Below are 13,804 nucleotides of genomic sequence, written 5' to 3' on the forward strand. Positions count from 1 at the left end.
AAAGTTCTATTTTTAAAAGGATGGGTCACAGTTCATAGATTTATCTGTGGACTGTGACCCATCCTTTTTTCTCATATATTAAATATTATACCATTTAATTTCATTTGCCTCCATCTCCAAAGAGAAGCTGCTGCCATCGCCGCGGTAAACCACGGTTTTCTGGTTTTCATAGGTGTTATTTACCACACAGAATTTACCATTTTTAACATAGGCATGAACCTCCACATTGAAATTGGAGCTGAACCACTGATGCAGTTCCTCTTCACCGTGAGTACTCCAGAGAATGCTGCGGTACAGGATGCGGCTGTTTTCAAAGCTGTAAGGCAGACCACTGATATAAACACAGCGTCCCCTTCCAAACTCATGGACTGCCATCTGCACCTCCTTCTCCTGCTGTACCAGAATTTCTGTACCTTCATAAGCAAAAATGTTCTTTTTTCCCTCGCCAAAATCCACGGTTTTTATGGTATCTGCCAGAATGAAGTGATCTGGATGCTCCTCCCAGTTATATTTATCGTAGTTTAATGTAAATCCAGTTTCTTTTTCCACACCAAGCATGTCTGCAAGCTGGATGTAATGTCCCTGGAACTGGTGTCCGGAAGGCTCTCCGACACCGATAAAACCACCGCCGCTATATACAAACGCTCTGATTGCAGAAGAAATATCAGGATTCTCCCATATGCTGCCGCCAGTGTGAGCGGTATCTCCATCCCCTACATTGATGATCACATCCAGGTCTTTTAGGATTTTCCTGTCTGCCAGAATATCATCAAAGGAAATAAAGCTTACATCAAATGGCGCCCCACTCAATGCCTCAATAATTCCTGCATAGCTGTAATTCTGTTTCTGATACAGTGCATGATGTACCATATGGCATCCCCAGCTTCTCATTTTTCCCCAGCTGTTTAGAACGGCTACCTTTTTAACACAATACGGGATGGTGTCCTTTGTATTCGCATACAACTCCCGGAACTCATTGCACACACTCTCCACGTAGTCCAGAAATTCAGGGAAATCCAGAGTCAGCTTCAGATACCCGCCGTAACCAATTCTGTCAATTGGCTTTCTCAGGATGGCACGTCTTGCAGTAATCCAGTTCTCCTTTGCCTCCTTCACAGGGTCACCGCCCTCATGAAATGTATCAGGAAAGAAATAAGGCAAAAATCTGCCCTCCGTGTATTTCACCCCTTCAATATCAGAGATGAGGCGAAGTGTGCTTCCATTTCCAACACTTCCTACTACTGCATCCAGACCAATAGTGGCAAATTCTTCCATGAACGGTTCAGTTCCAATCCAGTGGTCACCCAGGAACATCATTGCCTCCTTGCCACACTCATGGGTAATATCCACCATCTCTTTGGCAAGCCTTGCAACTTCTCTGCGCTGGAATGCCTGGAAATCCTTGAATTCCTTACTTGGTACACGATACTGATTATTGTAGTAACCCTGGTCAATGATATATTCGGGCCGGAACACATAGCCAGCCTCCTTTTCAAACTGTTCTAAGATATAGGGGCTGACAGAAGCAGAATAACCATACCAGTCCACATATTTTTCCCTTTTTAACTCATCAAACATCAGAGTAAACTGATGGAAAAAGGTAGTATATCGAATTACATTCACATAAGGATGTGCGGCACAATAATTGCGAAGACGCTCCATGGAATATTTATGAGTCTTCGGCTGTCTCACATCAAACGTAATCTGATGCTCAAAGTTTTTCCAATTGTTAGTGACTGCATTGTACATATGTACCGGATCCCAGATAATATAAGCCAGAAAGCTGACGGTATATTCATGGAAAGGGATAGCATCGTGAACGATCACGCACCCCTTTTCCTCATCATATTCCCAGTGATCTACGGACACAACCTCCCCAGTCGAACGGTCAATAACCTCCCACCATCGTTTTCTGTCATCTCTGGTATTGACCATCATCAGTTCTTTGGAAATACCCTTCATAAGAGGAATCAACAGCTCAGACTCCACAGCGGTATAAAAAGCAGTCATCACATAGCATTGCTGTACCTCATCCGGGTTTGCCTTTGCCCACTCATTATCCTTTCGTGTGGTATAATAAGTAGCATATATTTTTGCCCCGGTCATAATCAGTTCCTTAGGGAACTCTGTACCATCGCAGTCACGGATGGCATCAGCTCCCCAGCGGTTCATCAATTCTATCGTTTCAGGCACAACATCCAGATTAGTTGGAATGGTTACCCGTCCCTTTGTTATACTCATCGGTATTTTCCTCCTGCAATAAATTAAGTCATTGCGGCAGCAGCTTACAACGGGATAATCGTATTATCCTCCTCGGTGTAGCTCCCACCATCCATCTTGTTACGGATAAAGGGTACACCTTCTCTCACATAAAAGATATTATGGGCAAGTAAAGCGTCTGGGTTCTCCGACGGGCTCACCGTGCCACCCAGGTCGTCAAAGCTCACATTATATCGAAAGGTATTGTGAATTGCCTCCTGTAAGCAAAACATAATGCATCCACCTTCGTTCTGTCTGCTGTAATTATATTCGTAAATGGTGCCATCACCAGAATCTGCATCATAAGCCATCCCATCCTGATTCAGTCTGGTATCCGTGACCTCATTGTAACGAAACAGAGCATCCTTGCACTTCCAGGGCCAGATGCCTGCTGCTACTTTTCCGGCACGGTTTTCCGGCTTGTTGTAAATTCTGTCATTGATCTCGCAGGCAACAGAATCTGCTGTATTGTGTTCGATCAAAGGACGTAAAGCGTACATCGCAGTAATTCCATCACCTCCGGCAGCTTTCACATAATTGTCCCGGATGACAATATTCTCATGTCCATATTTCAGGAAGGCATCCTCAGGCAGCTCTGCACCCTTGAACTTGTCATGGGAATAGGTATAACCAACGGCGATCCCCCAGCGGCTAACTCTGTATACAAAGCATCCTGTCACAGTAATATCCTTAAAACGTGCCACACCAGTGGCTTTTTCATTGGCAGGCTTTAAAGCTGTCATATAAATGCCGCCATTGTTCATATGTTTGTCATAGACGTTACCATTGACATCATGGATAGAAAGATTCTGCAGGATGATGCCGTTGCGTATTCCTTTATCCTTTGCCACTACAGCCACACCAGTACGGTTCATTTTATGAGGGGCACTATAGCTTTCTCCCGGAATTTCCAAAGCCCGGTTGCTGATCTCAATATCGTGGATGATTATATGCTCTGCATCGTACAAAAGTACTGCTGAGGATACATAGCCCTGATACACGTGATTGGGGGAATCCAGGGATGTTCCATAATCCTGGTACCAGATACCCTGTCCATCGGCTGCAATCAGGGGCATATTTCCCTCTTCCCCATCCGGTGAATAAGCTCCAATTTCAATAGGATGTTCCTTCGTTCCACTGTCCTTAATCTGTAAAAATTGCCCTGTAAAAATAGAATTCTGAGCTAATAACACTTTGTCGCCAGGTTTCAGTGTCAATCTGTTTATGGAAAAAAGGCTGGCAAAAGGGGAAGCCATGGTCAATCCGTCATTGGTATCACACCCCGTTTTCTGATTGACATAAAATGTCCTGTATGAGCTTGTCATAGACATCCTCCCTCAGTCTTTTTTCGATAACCTGACGGACATCCTCATAATCGAACAGATCCCCATGATAGCGTCCGAACAGATCCCGGTTATTTTCATAAAATGCCCGTTTTTCTTTTTCACTAAAGTCAGGACAGCGTCCCTGCTTTTTTATCTTTTCCGAGGGCTGCACGAAATCCAGCTTAAAACGGGTGAGTTCATATTGAAGATACATAGCCGGAGTGTAAAAATGAGGTCCATAAAAAAAATCCCCGGCTTTCTCTGCCTGCCTGTTTTTTTCATTTTTTTCTGCCCGTCTTTTCTCCAAAGCCCCGATGCCTGCATCTTCAATAAGTCCTAATTGTTTTGCAAGAAGAAGGGCTGCCTGTGCCTCCTTCCATTCCTTTTTATCCAGACAATATTTCTGATTCATTATTTCACTGCTCCTGCAATTCCATTGGCAAAGCTTTTTTGTAAGCACAGAAAGATAATTGCGGTAGGAAGGGTACAAATCAATACTCCCAGCATTAACATTCCGTAATCTACGCTGTAACCACTCTTTAAATTAGCTACCAGCATAGGCATCGTTATCTGATTGCTGTCCTGCAGGATGATAGTTGGCCATAGGTAATTATTCCAGGCATTCATGAAGGTTACAGTCATAGCAGCACCGTAGGTGGACTTCATAACAGGCAGGAACATGGTAAAGAAAATTTTAATCTCACTAAGTCCTTCCAGACGCGATGCCTCGATAATATCGTGAGGAAAGGAACGAGCTGCCTGCCGGAACATCATGATAAGAAAAGGCGTGGAAATGGAAGGCAGTGCCAGTGCGATCCAGGTGTTGACCATTTTCCAGGAGGAAAACATTTTAAACAAAGGAATCATTATAGCCACAAAAGGGAGCATCATGGCAAGAAGCAGGATGTTCATCAAAAGGTCTTTTCCTTTATCGTGATAGATTTCAAAGCCGTACCCTGCAATGGAGCAGATCAGCAGCGCAACTACAGTGATCACAATGGCATTGCGGAAGGAGTTAAATATGGCACGTCCCAGATTCTGGTTGGCAATGAGACTCCGATAGTTTTCCAATAGATAAGTGCCAGGCACGAGTTTCCCACGGACAATAGCAATACTGGAATTGGTTGCTCCGCAAATCATATAGTACAGGGGAAACGCTGACAGAAAACTGGCAACGATTAAAATAATATAAGTAATAGCCGTCTTTACTTTAGTCACGTTTGTCACCTACTTTCATCTGGATCGCAGAAAGGATTGCCACGCTTACAAGAATAAACACAGAAATTGCTGCTGCATAATTAAACTTAGGTGTTTCCACGAAAGAGATATTATAAACATAATGTGCCAGTGTCATAGTAGACTTACCGGGACCGCCGGAAGTCAGATTAACAGACTCATCAAATAACTGTAGCGTACCGGAGGTTGACATAATAGCTGTCAGCAAAATGGTAGGCTTTAGTAATGGAATGGTAATCTTCATAAACTGTTGGAAAGGGGTAGCACCATCAATATAACTTGCCTCGTATACGGAATAGTCAATATTCTGTAAGCCTGCCAGATAGAAAACCATATTGTATCCTGTCCATCTCCAGATCAGCGCAATAATAATAACAAAACGGGCTGCCCATGCGTTCTGAAACCAGTCCACTCTGACAAAGCCAAGCGTTGTGATGATATTGTTTACCAGACCATCCTGGGCAAATAAAGATTTGAAAATCATTGAATATGATACCAGTGATGTTGCACAGGGCAGAAAGATGAGAGTACGGAAAATACTCTTTCCTTTAATCTTCGGGCTGTTTAAAAGCTGTGCCAGACCAAGTGCCAGGATCAGCATGATCGGAACCTGGACAATAAAGTAAAATACCGTATTAAACAGACACTGCTGGAAGGTCTTATCTTTTAATATTCTCTGGTAGTTTGCCAATCCTACAAAGCCTGAATTCTTTTTGGAAAAGGACAGGATGATCGCCTGCACCATGGGATAAAAGCAAAAGATAAAGATAAGAAGTGCAGCCGGAATCAAGAATACCCATCCAGTCAGGTTATGCTTTTTTTCCAAACTCATTTTTACTTTCTTCTGTTTCATATAAATTCTCCTGATTTAACAAATACCGGGAACGCAATACACTGCATTCCCGGTACTGGCTCATTTTTTACTTATTTATTCACTAATGTTAAATTCAACAGTATCTTGTGCGTTCTGGATTTCTCCATCAATATCAGCGCCATTCTGTACTACGTTAGTGATTGCATCAGTCAGTGCACTTCTAATATCATTGTAGTATGCACCATAGTTGATTGCGGGTACTTTACCTGCGAACTCAACAATATCCTTATATACTGCCTGTCCACCGTAGAAATCAGAATTCTGGTTGTAAACATCAGACTGTGCTGCAGGCAGATAGCTGGAAATTACACCAGCGTTAGGAAGCAGTTCATCATATAATTCAACACTTCCGCCGAAGGTTGTCTTTAAGAAATCAAATGCAAGCTCGGTGTTCTGGCAGTTAGAAGATACTGCCCAGCTTGCACCACCACAGTTCGCGAAGTTAGTAGCACCGTCAACGTCATTCAGGGCAGGCATATTTACGATAGCCCATTTACCGGACTGGTCTTCTGCTGCCTGAATGGAGGACATGATCCAGCATCCCTGGATAACACCGGCAGCGTCTCCCTTATTCATGGATGCGATGTACTGATCCCAGTCAGTGTAGTCAACCATGATGCCTTCATCGATCAGCATTTTATAAACACTGATTGCTTCTTTCAGCGCTGCATTGTCAACAAGGTGGACTTTACCATCAACGATAGGAGATGCACCTGCAGACTGCAGCATCTCGATAACGATTTCAGAACCGCCTGAGCTTGTCAGCATGGGAACACCGTTTGCATCAACAACCTTTTTTGCTAAATCCATAAACTCAGACCAGGTTGTATCCTTGAAATCCTCAACCGTAAGGCCAGCAGCCTCTACCATGTCGGAACGGATTGCCATAATAGTTGCTCCGTTATCAAAAGGAATACCGTAGTGTTTGCCATCTGCAGTAGAATCTCCTAATTTACCACCTGAGAAATCATCAAAGCTGATACCAGAGTTGGATAACTCTGTGAAAACTTCAGGATAATTTGCTATGTTCTTCTGGAAAGAATTGTCCTGCATCAGGAAGATGTCAGGCAGAGTATCATAGTTGCCAGCCTCAGCAGCGGTAATGATACTCTGCTCAATGTCGGTGTAAACCTTCTCCTGGATATCCAGTTTGAAGTTAGGATGGTCTTTCTGGTAAATTGCCTCAGCCTGTTTCATTGCATATACGTTGAAAGTGGGATCCCAACACCATACAGTGAGAACTTCTTCGCCATCAGTTGCCTCAGCTTCTGTACTTTCCGTTTCTGTAACAGAGTCTGCTGCACTTTCTGAGGTTTCTGCTGCATCAGTGGAGGCAGGAGCGTTTGCTGTATCATTGCTGTTGCCACAGCCTCCCAGTATAGTAGCCATCATCGCTGTAATGAGCAGTGCACCTACTAATTTTTTTTTCATATTGAATCCTCCTTTGAAACAATATATTATTTGTTGATGATTTCATTATATCTGTGCCAATTTTTCTTTTCAATTTCTATGTTGTTCTATTTTATCAATATATTGCTGTTTTTGTTAAAAAATATATTTATTCAGCTCTTATTCCTCTTTTTTTGCACTTATTTTTTCGTCATTTTATCCCATTTTTATTTTTCTAATTTTACTTTAGTGTACAAATTGTTGATATGCTTATTTTTGTTTTGCTATATTGTTTAGCAAGATATTAACATTTTATAGCAATTTAGCACAATACATCACTGTTTTTTAGTAGTATAATGAAAAAAACGGTTTTTCAGGAGGTTTTTATGGGAAATGAGCGTTACGACTTTTCTGCTCCAAAAGAATATTTAACAAAAGATAAAGCAAAACTTTTATATGTTTCCTCTGCAACCTATGGCGGGGACTGGCTCAGTACTCCTCACACCCACTACTGCTCCGAACTTTTCTATGTCATTGACGGTATGGGGCAATTTCAGGTGGAGGATCATATTTTTCCAGTTTCAGCCAATGATCTTGTGGTTATCAATCCTAACGTTTCCCACACGGAGCTTGGTTTCAATGCTAATCCTTTAAAATATATCGTCCTTGGAATCGAGGGGCTGGAACTTTCCGTGGAAAATCACAACGCCAACTTCTGTATTGTAAATTTTAAAGAAATCAAGGATACTATCAACTTCTATTTAAAGATGATGCTCAGAGAAATTGAAAACCGCTCTCCTGGTCATGAAACCATCTGCCAGGATCTGATGGAGATTCTTATTGTTCTCTTCGGACGCCAGACAAATTTCTCTACAATTCTTAGCCCGGCAAATAAAAAAGCGTCCCACCTTTGTGATTCAGTGCGACGCTACATCGACCAGAACTGCGGGGATGATCTCTCCCTGGAGCAGCTGGCAAAATTTTCTCATGTGAACAAATATTATCTGGTGCATACCTTTACCGACGAGTATGGGATCTCTCCTATCAGCTACCTCATGCGTACCCGTGTAAAAAAGGCGGAAAAGCTGCTGGCAACCACGGATTACTCTCTTTCTGTCATCAGCCGTACCTGTGGCTTTTCCTCCTCCAGCTACTTTTCCCAGACCTTCAAAAAGATAACGGGTGTGTCTCCCAGCTGCTACCGCAGGACAAGCAAATCGGATCAGGATCAGGACAAAGAAGCGTCCTGCTGACACGTTCAGGATCTCCACCCAGTAAGGTCAATCTTCCTGCCATCACTCCAGATTCTTTCAAGATCATAGAATAAACGGTTCTCATTATCAAAAATATGGACAATGATATCTCCAAAATCCAGAAGGATCCAGTTGGCACTGCCATATCCTTCTGACTGCTTAAGCGGCATACCTGCCCGGCCAAGCTTCTCTTCTACAGAATCACTCATTGCCTGAATCTGACTTTTGTTGGAACCGCCTGCAATGATAAAGCAGTCTGCAATGACAGAAACTTCACTGATGTCAATAACGGTAATATCCTCACCCTTTTTATCCTCCAGTGCATCCACTGCAAGAAGTGCCATTTCTTTTATATTCTGTTCGATCATAATTGTTCCTTTCCGACAGGATGTAGTTAGAATCCCGCATAAAAATCATAGGTTTTCTGTGTCATGGGATCTGTTTCATTTCCATTTTCCCGCAGATAAAAAAGAGTATCCTTTAATATCCGGACAAGAGTCAGATCAAGATCCTGAAAAGCCAGTCTGCGGACATCAGGAAGATCCTCTGCCTGTTTCCTTGAAGGCTCCATATAATCAGCAATGTAAATGATTTTTTCCAGCCTCGACATATCAGGTCGCCCGGTTGTATGATATAGGATGGCATTCAGGATATCCTCATCCTGCACACCAAACTTGTCACGTGCAAGACAGACACCAGCCTTTGCATGAAGAAGAAATGGATTTCGAAGCTCCACCTCTGTAATTTCCATATGAGCCTTCTGGCAGAGCTTTATCTTCTTTTCATCACTGATACACTTGGCACAATCATGCAGGAGACCTGCTATCTTGGCCTTTTCGACATTCTCATCATGACACATGGCAAGAACAGCTGCTGTATAGGTAACACCAAGTGTATGTTCAAAACGTTTTTCATCCTGTGATTTTTCTATTTCTTTCCGTAATTCTTTCAGACTGATTTCTTTCACAATAACCTCTGTCCCTTTCCCTGCTTTTAAGATTTATGCCTTTTGGTACAATCCATGTTCTGTGATATAGTTTCTCACCGGTTCAGGTACCATATAACGGATGGATCTCTTTTCAGTAATCCGTTGTCTGATCTCTGTGGAAGAAATATCTATCCTGCGCTTTGGCAGAAGAATAATTTCTGCCTGATATTTATGATACAGATCTTCTGCTTTTTCTTCCAGTGCACTTCTGGCTTCATCACCGCGAAATGCCGCGACCAGTGTACATCTTCTGAAGATTTCTGCAGGTTCTTTCCACTTTTCAATAGAAAAAAGATTGTCTGCCCCGATAATAAAGTAAAATCTGGTATCAGCATATTCCCTTGACAAAGTAAGAAGCGTCTCACAGGTATAGCTTTCTCCCGGCCTGTCTGTTTCCACAGAAGAAACATGAAAGTCCGGGTGATTTTCTGTTGCCAGCCTGACCATCTGCAGACGGTCTTCTGCACTGGCAATTTCTCTCACATTTTTCATATAGGAAATGCCACTTGGTATAAAGAGCACCTGATCCAGATGACAGTATTCCATCGCCTGCTCTGCCAGAAAAAGATGACCATAATGAACAGGATTAAAGGTTCCGCCTATGAGGCCTGTTTTTCTATTTGTCATATAAGGAATACTCCATGATTCTGAATATTATAAAGGCAGATTGATCTTCTTGTGGTCCTTGTTTTCCTTATACAGAACGATTTTCTTGCCAATCACCTGGACAACCTGTGAATGGGTTCTTTCAGCGATCACTGCTGCAATTTCTTTTGGGTCTTCCAGACAGTTTTTCAGAACAGCAAGCTTGATCAGCTCCCTTGTATTAAAAGCCTCAAGAACAGCTTCTGTGATTTCCGGTGTAAGGCCTGATTTGCCGACCTGGAATACCGGTTCAATATTCATGGCAAGTCCCTTTAAATAGGCACGCTGTTTACTTGTCATATTCGTCTCCTCCGTTATTTGTAATAGTCAAAAGAAAGACCATACATTCTTACAGTATCTCCCTCTGAAATACCAAGTGCTTCCAGCTCATCCAGAATACCATTGTCCTTCAGGAAATTCTGGAAGAAGGTAAATCCCTTTTCGGAGTCGAGATTGGTATAACCAAGCATTTTTTCAATACGGGGTCCTTCTACAACATATTCATTTGCATCTTCATCATAAGTAACCGAGTAAGGCTCATCGGATACCGGCAGCATATATTCTGGGAAGAATTCCTGTTCAAAAACAACAGGCTCCTGATCCGCTTTTGAAAGCAGTTCACTTACATGATACAAAAGCTCTTTCAGGCCTTTCCCACTAATGGCAGAAATTGGATACACCGGGATGCCTTTTGGCTCAAATTCCCTTTTCAGACGTTCTACAGGATCCTCTGTCTCCCCGTCATCAAAGATCATGTCAGTTTTATTGGCTGCGATCACCTGCGGCCTTCTGGCAATCTCAGGATTATAGGCTTCCAGTTCTTCGTTGATGGCATAAATGTCCGCAACCGGATCTCTTCCCTCCGTGGATGCAGCATCTACCATATGGATGATCACCTTGGTACGTTCAATATGACGCAGGAATTCAAAGCCAAGGCCAACACCCTGGGATGCACCTTCAATAAGTCCCGGAATATCTGCCATGACAAATCCCTTTGCACCATCCAGGTCTACCACGCCAAGATGGGGTGTGATGGTGGTGAAATGATAATTGGCAATTTCCGGTCTGGCATTGCTGACTTTGGAAAGCAGTGTTGATTTCCCGACATTGGGAAATCCCACAAGTCCTACATCGGCAATTACCTTCAGTTCAAGCTGCAGGGTAAGCTCCCTTGCCGGCTGGCCTGGCTGCGCATATTTGGGAACCTGCATGGTACTGGTGGCATAGTGCTGGTTCCCCTTCCCGCCTCTGCCGCCCTGTAAAAGAACAAAACGTCTGTTATCGCCAGAGAGATCCGTAATGATCTTGCCGCTTTCAAATTCTTTAATGACAGTTCCAGCAGGCATTTTCAGGATCAGGTCATCACCGTTTTTCCCACGGCAGTTCCGCTTTTTTCCGTTTTCGCCGTCCATTGCCTGATATTTACGGACATGACGGTAATCACTTAAAGTATTCATTCCATCATCAACTTCCAGAATAACACTGCCGCCATCACCGCCATCGCCTCCGTCTGGTCCGCCATTCGCCACATATTTTTCACGTCGGAAGGACACATGACCATCGCCGCCCTTACCGCTTCTGACATATATTTTCGCTCTGTCTGCAAACATAACGTTTTCCTTTCAAAAAAATGGGCTTCAAACGTAAAGTTGTTTGAAGCCCGATCCATCGTACTATTTCTCTACAGGATATACAGAAGCCTGTTTCTTGTCTCTGCCTTTTCTTTCGAATTTAAGTACACCGTCAACTAATGCGAACAAAGTATCATCTCCGCCGATACCAACATTGATACCAGGATGAATCTTGGTTCCACGCTGTCTGTATAAAATGTTTCCTGCTTTTACGAATTGTCCGTCAGCTCTTTTCGCGCCTAATCTCTTGGATTCGGAATCTCTACCGTTCTTAGTAGAACCAACTCCCTTTTTATGAGCGAAAAATTGAAGGTTCATCTTTAACATGGTTTACACCTCCTTGAATTTTAGTTCCAAATACTTCTTACCGTAATCGCTTACGATATTCTGTAATCCAAGAATAAGAGAATCCATGAGAAGCTTTCCCTGATCGGAAAGACTTTCAAATCTGCAGTCGATATAACCCTGCTCTTCCTCTGTAGTAATCTCCATTTTCTCATGGACTAATTCATCCAGTGAGTTGATTGTGTTGATCACCAGACAGGATATGGAAGCACATACGATATCCTTACCGTAATCTGCATAGCCTGCATGACCCTTACAGGTCATTCTCTGATATTCTCCCTTATTGGATTGATAAATCATAATGGTCGTCATAACTAAGCATTAATCTTTTCGATCTTAACCTGAGTGTATGCTTGTCTATGACCATTCTTCTTATGGTAACCGGTTTTTCTCTTATACTTGTAAACGATAACCTTCTTACCTCTGCCCTGCTCCATAACTGTTGCAGTAACATTAGCGTTAGCTACGTCTCCGGCAACCTTAAGCTCCTTGTCACTTACAGCGACAACCTGGTCAAATGTAACAGTAGCTCCGGGTTCAGCATCAAGCTTTTCGACCTTGATCACATCACCTTCGGAAACCTTATACTGCTTTCCGCCTGTTGCTATGATTGCGTACATAATGGATAATCCTCCTTCTAATCAGCCGAAACTGATTTTACTCGCTAGCTTCGGTGGCACCGTAAGGCACACTTCTACCCCGCTATGCGGCATACTCATAAAATATAACATTAAGACCCATGTATGTCAAGAGTTTTTCTGCATTTCTTCAAATAACGGACGATTGATTTTTTTTCTTGTAATTTCTACAATTCCAAGTGCTGTCATATCAACCAGTCTTGTCCGTACCTGATCCTTCTTCAGGAGCTGGTCCAGCAGGAAAAGCAGCTCTTTCTGATCTTTTTCGCTTTCCATATTGATAAAGTCAACCATGATCATGCCGGAATAATTCCGAAGCTGCAGCTGTCTTGCAATTTCGGCTGCTGCTTCCCGGTTGACCTTCCGGTAATAGTCCTGACTGGAGCGGCCTTTATGGACAGCCTTGCCGGAATTGACGTCGATGACAACCATGGCTTCTGTCGGTTCTATCACCAGATAACCACCGCAGGGCAGCCATACTTTTCTTGACAGGGCTTCCTGTAGAAAGAAATCCAGCCGGTAAAGCCTGGAAAGGCTTAAGGAAGGATCCTGATACAGCCTGACAGTCTTTTCCGGAAAAGTATCCTTCAGAAGCTGCCATACTTCCGGTTCATCCGTAACGATCTCTTCATATGCTGTAAGAGGGATATCCTGGATCTGACGGATCAGTTCTGGCAGCGGTCTGTACAGACAGGAAGGACAGCTTCTGTGCCGGTAAATTTCAGTAAGCTCCTGAAAAAAGCAGATAAATTCCTGCATTTCCTGAAAAAGAGGTGTCAGCTCCTTCAGGGTATCTGCATTGGTGCGGACAGTGAACTGAAAGTTTTTCCTGCCTTCGATACCAGCCTCTGCAATGGCAGTCTTTAACTCTTTCTGTCTTTCCGGTGCAAGCTTTCTGGAAACATGGATACCATGTCCAAAAAGGGAACAGACACAGTATTGTCCTGTCAGTACAGGCATTGCACTGGCAAGAGGCGGCTTGGTCTTTACCGCTTCTCCGGTGATCTGGACAACGATCTCATCTCCCTGATGAAGCTCAGATAAGGAAGAAAAGCTTCTGTTTGCACACAGGAAATCACCGGACTCTGAAAGCGGCAGATAGACAGTCCTGCCTTCAGGAACAGTAAGAAATGCACCTTTCATGGCAGGGATAACATCCTTCACTCTGGCAAGGCAGATCTGTGAAAGCATCCCCTCCTCCTGCAAGAGAGGGCTGCAGTG

General features: G+C 43.3%; 16 protein-coding genes. 1 reads left to right on the plus strand and 15 read right to left on the minus strand.

The window, feature by feature from the left end; genetic code table 11:
• Positions 1 to 78: 78 nt before the first annotated feature.
• The 6 genes from gnpA to OCV77_RS02425 all read right to left on the minus strand — a co-directional run bounded on the left by gnpA (position 79) and on the right by OCV77_RS02425 (position 7,125).
• Positions 79 to 2,241 (minus strand): 1,3-beta-galactosyl-N-acetylhexosamine phosphorylase, encoded by a 2,163-nt coding sequence (gene gnpA, locus OCV77_RS02400; protein WP_262573034.1) that lies wholly within the window; start codon positions 2,239 to 2,241, stop codon positions 79 to 81.
• 44 nt (positions 2,242 to 2,285) lie between these two features.
• Positions 2,286 to 3,584, minus strand: coding sequence for a right-handed parallel beta-helix repeat-containing protein (locus OCV77_RS02405; protein WP_262573037.1), 1,299 nt, complete (start codon positions 3,582 to 3,584; stop codon positions 2,286 to 2,288).
• On the minus strand, positions 3,535 to 3,996 hold the full coding sequence (locus OCV77_RS02410) for a hypothetical protein (RefSeq protein ID WP_262573040.1): 462 nt from the start codon (positions 3,994 to 3,996) through the stop codon (positions 3,535 to 3,537). The genes OCV77_RS02405 and OCV77_RS02410 overlap by 50 nt, the downstream gene beginning before the upstream one ends.
• Entirely contained in the window at positions 3,996 to 4,802 is an 807-nt protein-coding gene (locus OCV77_RS02415) for a carbohydrate ABC transporter permease (RefSeq protein WP_262573042.1), read from the minus strand. Before OCV77_RS02415 ends, OCV77_RS02410 begins: the two co-directional genes overlap by 1 nt.
• On the minus strand, positions 4,795 to 5,673 hold the full coding sequence (locus OCV77_RS02420) for a carbohydrate ABC transporter permease (protein WP_262573045.1): 879 nt from the start codon (positions 5,671 to 5,673) through the stop codon (positions 4,795 to 4,797). The genes OCV77_RS02415 and OCV77_RS02420 overlap by 8 nt, the downstream gene beginning before the upstream one ends.
• A gap of 75 nt (positions 5,674 to 5,748) precedes the next feature.
• A complete protein-coding gene (locus tag OCV77_RS02425) occupies positions 5,749 to 7,125 on the minus strand; it encodes an ABC transporter substrate-binding protein (RefSeq protein WP_262573048.1) in 1,377 nt (458 codons plus the stop codon).
• 344 nt (positions 7,126 to 7,469) lie between these two features.
• On the opposite strand from OCV77_RS02425, the gene OCV77_RS02430 reads away from it, so the two are divergent.
• Entirely contained in the window at positions 7,470 to 8,336 is an 867-nt protein-coding gene (locus tag OCV77_RS02430) for a helix-turn-helix domain-containing protein (protein ID WP_118796983.1), read from the plus strand.
• A gap of 5 nt (positions 8,337 to 8,341) precedes the next feature.
• Here OCV77_RS02430 and rsfS read toward each other — a convergent pair whose 3' ends face one another.
• From rsfS to OCV77_RS02475, 9 genes are all read right to left on the minus strand, one after another.
• Complete coding sequence (gene rsfS / locus OCV77_RS02435) at positions 8,342 to 8,704, minus strand: ribosome silencing factor (protein WP_262573055.1); 363 nt, start codon at positions 8,702 to 8,704, stop codon at positions 8,342 to 8,344.
• 26 nt (positions 8,705 to 8,730) lie between these two features.
• Positions 8,731 to 9,294, minus strand: coding sequence for a bis(5'-nucleosyl)-tetraphosphatase (symmetrical) YqeK (gene yqeK / locus OCV77_RS02440; RefSeq protein ID WP_262573359.1), 564 nt, complete (start codon positions 9,292 to 9,294; stop codon positions 8,731 to 8,733).
• Positions 9,295 to 9,336: 42 nt separating this feature from the next.
• Positions 9,337 to 9,951 carry a nicotinate-nucleotide adenylyltransferase gene (gene nadD / locus OCV77_RS02445; RefSeq protein WP_262573057.1) on the minus strand — a complete coding sequence of 205 codons (615 nt, stop codon included), beginning with the start codon at positions 9,949 to 9,951 and terminating at the stop codon, positions 9,337 to 9,339.
• A 27-nt stretch (positions 9,952 to 9,978) separates the two neighbouring features.
• Complete coding sequence (gene yhbY, locus OCV77_RS02450; RefSeq protein WP_118796981.1) at positions 9,979 to 10,269, minus strand: ribosome assembly RNA-binding protein YhbY; 291 nt, start codon at positions 10,267 to 10,269, stop codon at positions 9,979 to 9,981.
• A 14-nt stretch (positions 10,270 to 10,283) separates the two neighbouring features.
• Entirely contained in the window at positions 10,284 to 11,579 is a 1,296-nt protein-coding gene (gene obgE, locus OCV77_RS02455) for a GTPase ObgE (RefSeq protein WP_118796980.1), read from the minus strand.
• A 63-nt stretch (positions 11,580 to 11,642) separates the two neighbouring features.
• On the minus strand, positions 11,643 to 11,927 hold the full coding sequence (gene rpmA, locus OCV77_RS02460; RefSeq protein ID WP_118796979.1) for a 50S ribosomal protein L27: 285 nt from the start codon (positions 11,925 to 11,927) through the stop codon (positions 11,643 to 11,645).
• Positions 11,928 to 11,930: 3 nt separating this feature from the next.
• Positions 11,931 to 12,245, minus strand: a complete 315-nt coding sequence (locus tag OCV77_RS02465; protein WP_262573060.1) for a ribosomal-processing cysteine protease Prp — start codon at positions 12,243 to 12,245, stop codon at positions 11,931 to 11,933.
• 14 nt (positions 12,246 to 12,259) lie between these two features.
• Positions 12,260 to 12,565: a 50S ribosomal protein L21 gene (gene rplU, locus OCV77_RS02470; protein ID WP_118796977.1), complete on the minus strand. Its 306-nt coding sequence runs from the start codon at positions 12,563 to 12,565 to the stop codon at positions 12,260 to 12,262.
• A 126-nt stretch (positions 12,566 to 12,691) separates the two neighbouring features.
• Positions 12,692 to 13,774 carry a ribonuclease E/G gene (locus OCV77_RS02475; RefSeq protein WP_262573062.1) on the minus strand — a complete coding sequence of 361 codons (1,083 nt, stop codon included), beginning with the start codon at positions 13,772 to 13,774 and terminating at the stop codon, positions 12,692 to 12,694.
• Positions 13,775 to 13,804: the final 30 nt, after the last annotated feature.

Source organism: Suilimivivens aceti, from assembly GCF_025567405.1.
Classification (GTDB): domain Bacteria; phylum Bacillota; class Clostridia; order Lachnospirales; family Lachnospiraceae; genus Suilimivivens; species Suilimivivens aceti.

Coding starts and splice junctions, on each gene's coding strand:
- gnpA (WP_262573034.1), bottom strand. CDS start 2,241: ATGAGTATAACAAAGGGACGGGTAACCATTCCAACTAATCTGGATGTT.
- OCV77_RS02405 (WP_262573037.1), bottom strand. CDS start 3,584: ATGACAAGCTCATACAGGACATTTTATGTCAATCAGAAAACGGGGTGT.
- OCV77_RS02410 (WP_262573040.1), bottom strand. CDS start 3,996: ATGAATCAGAAATATTGTCTGGATAAAAAGGAATGGAAGGAGGCACAG.
- OCV77_RS02420 (WP_262573045.1), bottom strand. CDS start 5,673: ATGAAACAGAAGAAAGTAAAAATGAGTTTGGAAAAAAAGCATAACCTG.
- OCV77_RS02425 (WP_262573048.1), bottom strand. CDS start 7,125: ATGAAAAAAAAATTAGTAGGTGCACTGCTCATTACAGCGATGATGGCT.
- OCV77_RS02430 (WP_118796983.1), top strand. CDS start 7,470: ATGGGAAATGAGCGTTACGACTTTTCTGCTCCAAAAGAATATTTAACA.
- rsfS (WP_262573055.1), bottom strand. CDS start 8,704: ATGATCGAACAGAATATAAAAGAAATGGCACTTCTTGCAGTGGATGCA.
- nadD (WP_262573057.1), bottom strand. CDS start 9,951: ATGACAAATAGAAAAACAGGCCTCATAGGCGGAACCTTTAATCCTGTT.
- yhbY (WP_118796981.1), bottom strand. CDS start 10,269: ATGACAAGTAAACAGCGTGCCTATTTAAAGGGACTTGCCATGAATATT.
- obgE (WP_118796980.1), bottom strand. CDS start 11,579: ATGTTTGCAGACAGAGCGAAAATATATGTCAGAAGCGGTAAGGGCGGC.
- rpmA (WP_118796979.1), bottom strand. CDS start 11,927: ATGTTAAAGATGAACCTTCAATTTTTCGCTCATAAAAAGGGAGTTGGT.
- OCV77_RS02465 (WP_262573060.1), bottom strand. CDS start 12,245: ATGATTTATCAATCCAATAAGGGAGAATATCAGAGAATGACCTGTAAG.
- rplU (WP_118796977.1), bottom strand. CDS start 12,565: ATGTACGCAATCATAGCAACAGGCGGAAAGCAGTATAAGGTTTCCGAA.
- OCV77_RS02475 (WP_262573062.1), bottom strand. CDS start 13,774: ATGCTTTCACAGATCTGCCTTGCCAGAGTGAAGGATGTTATCCCTGCC.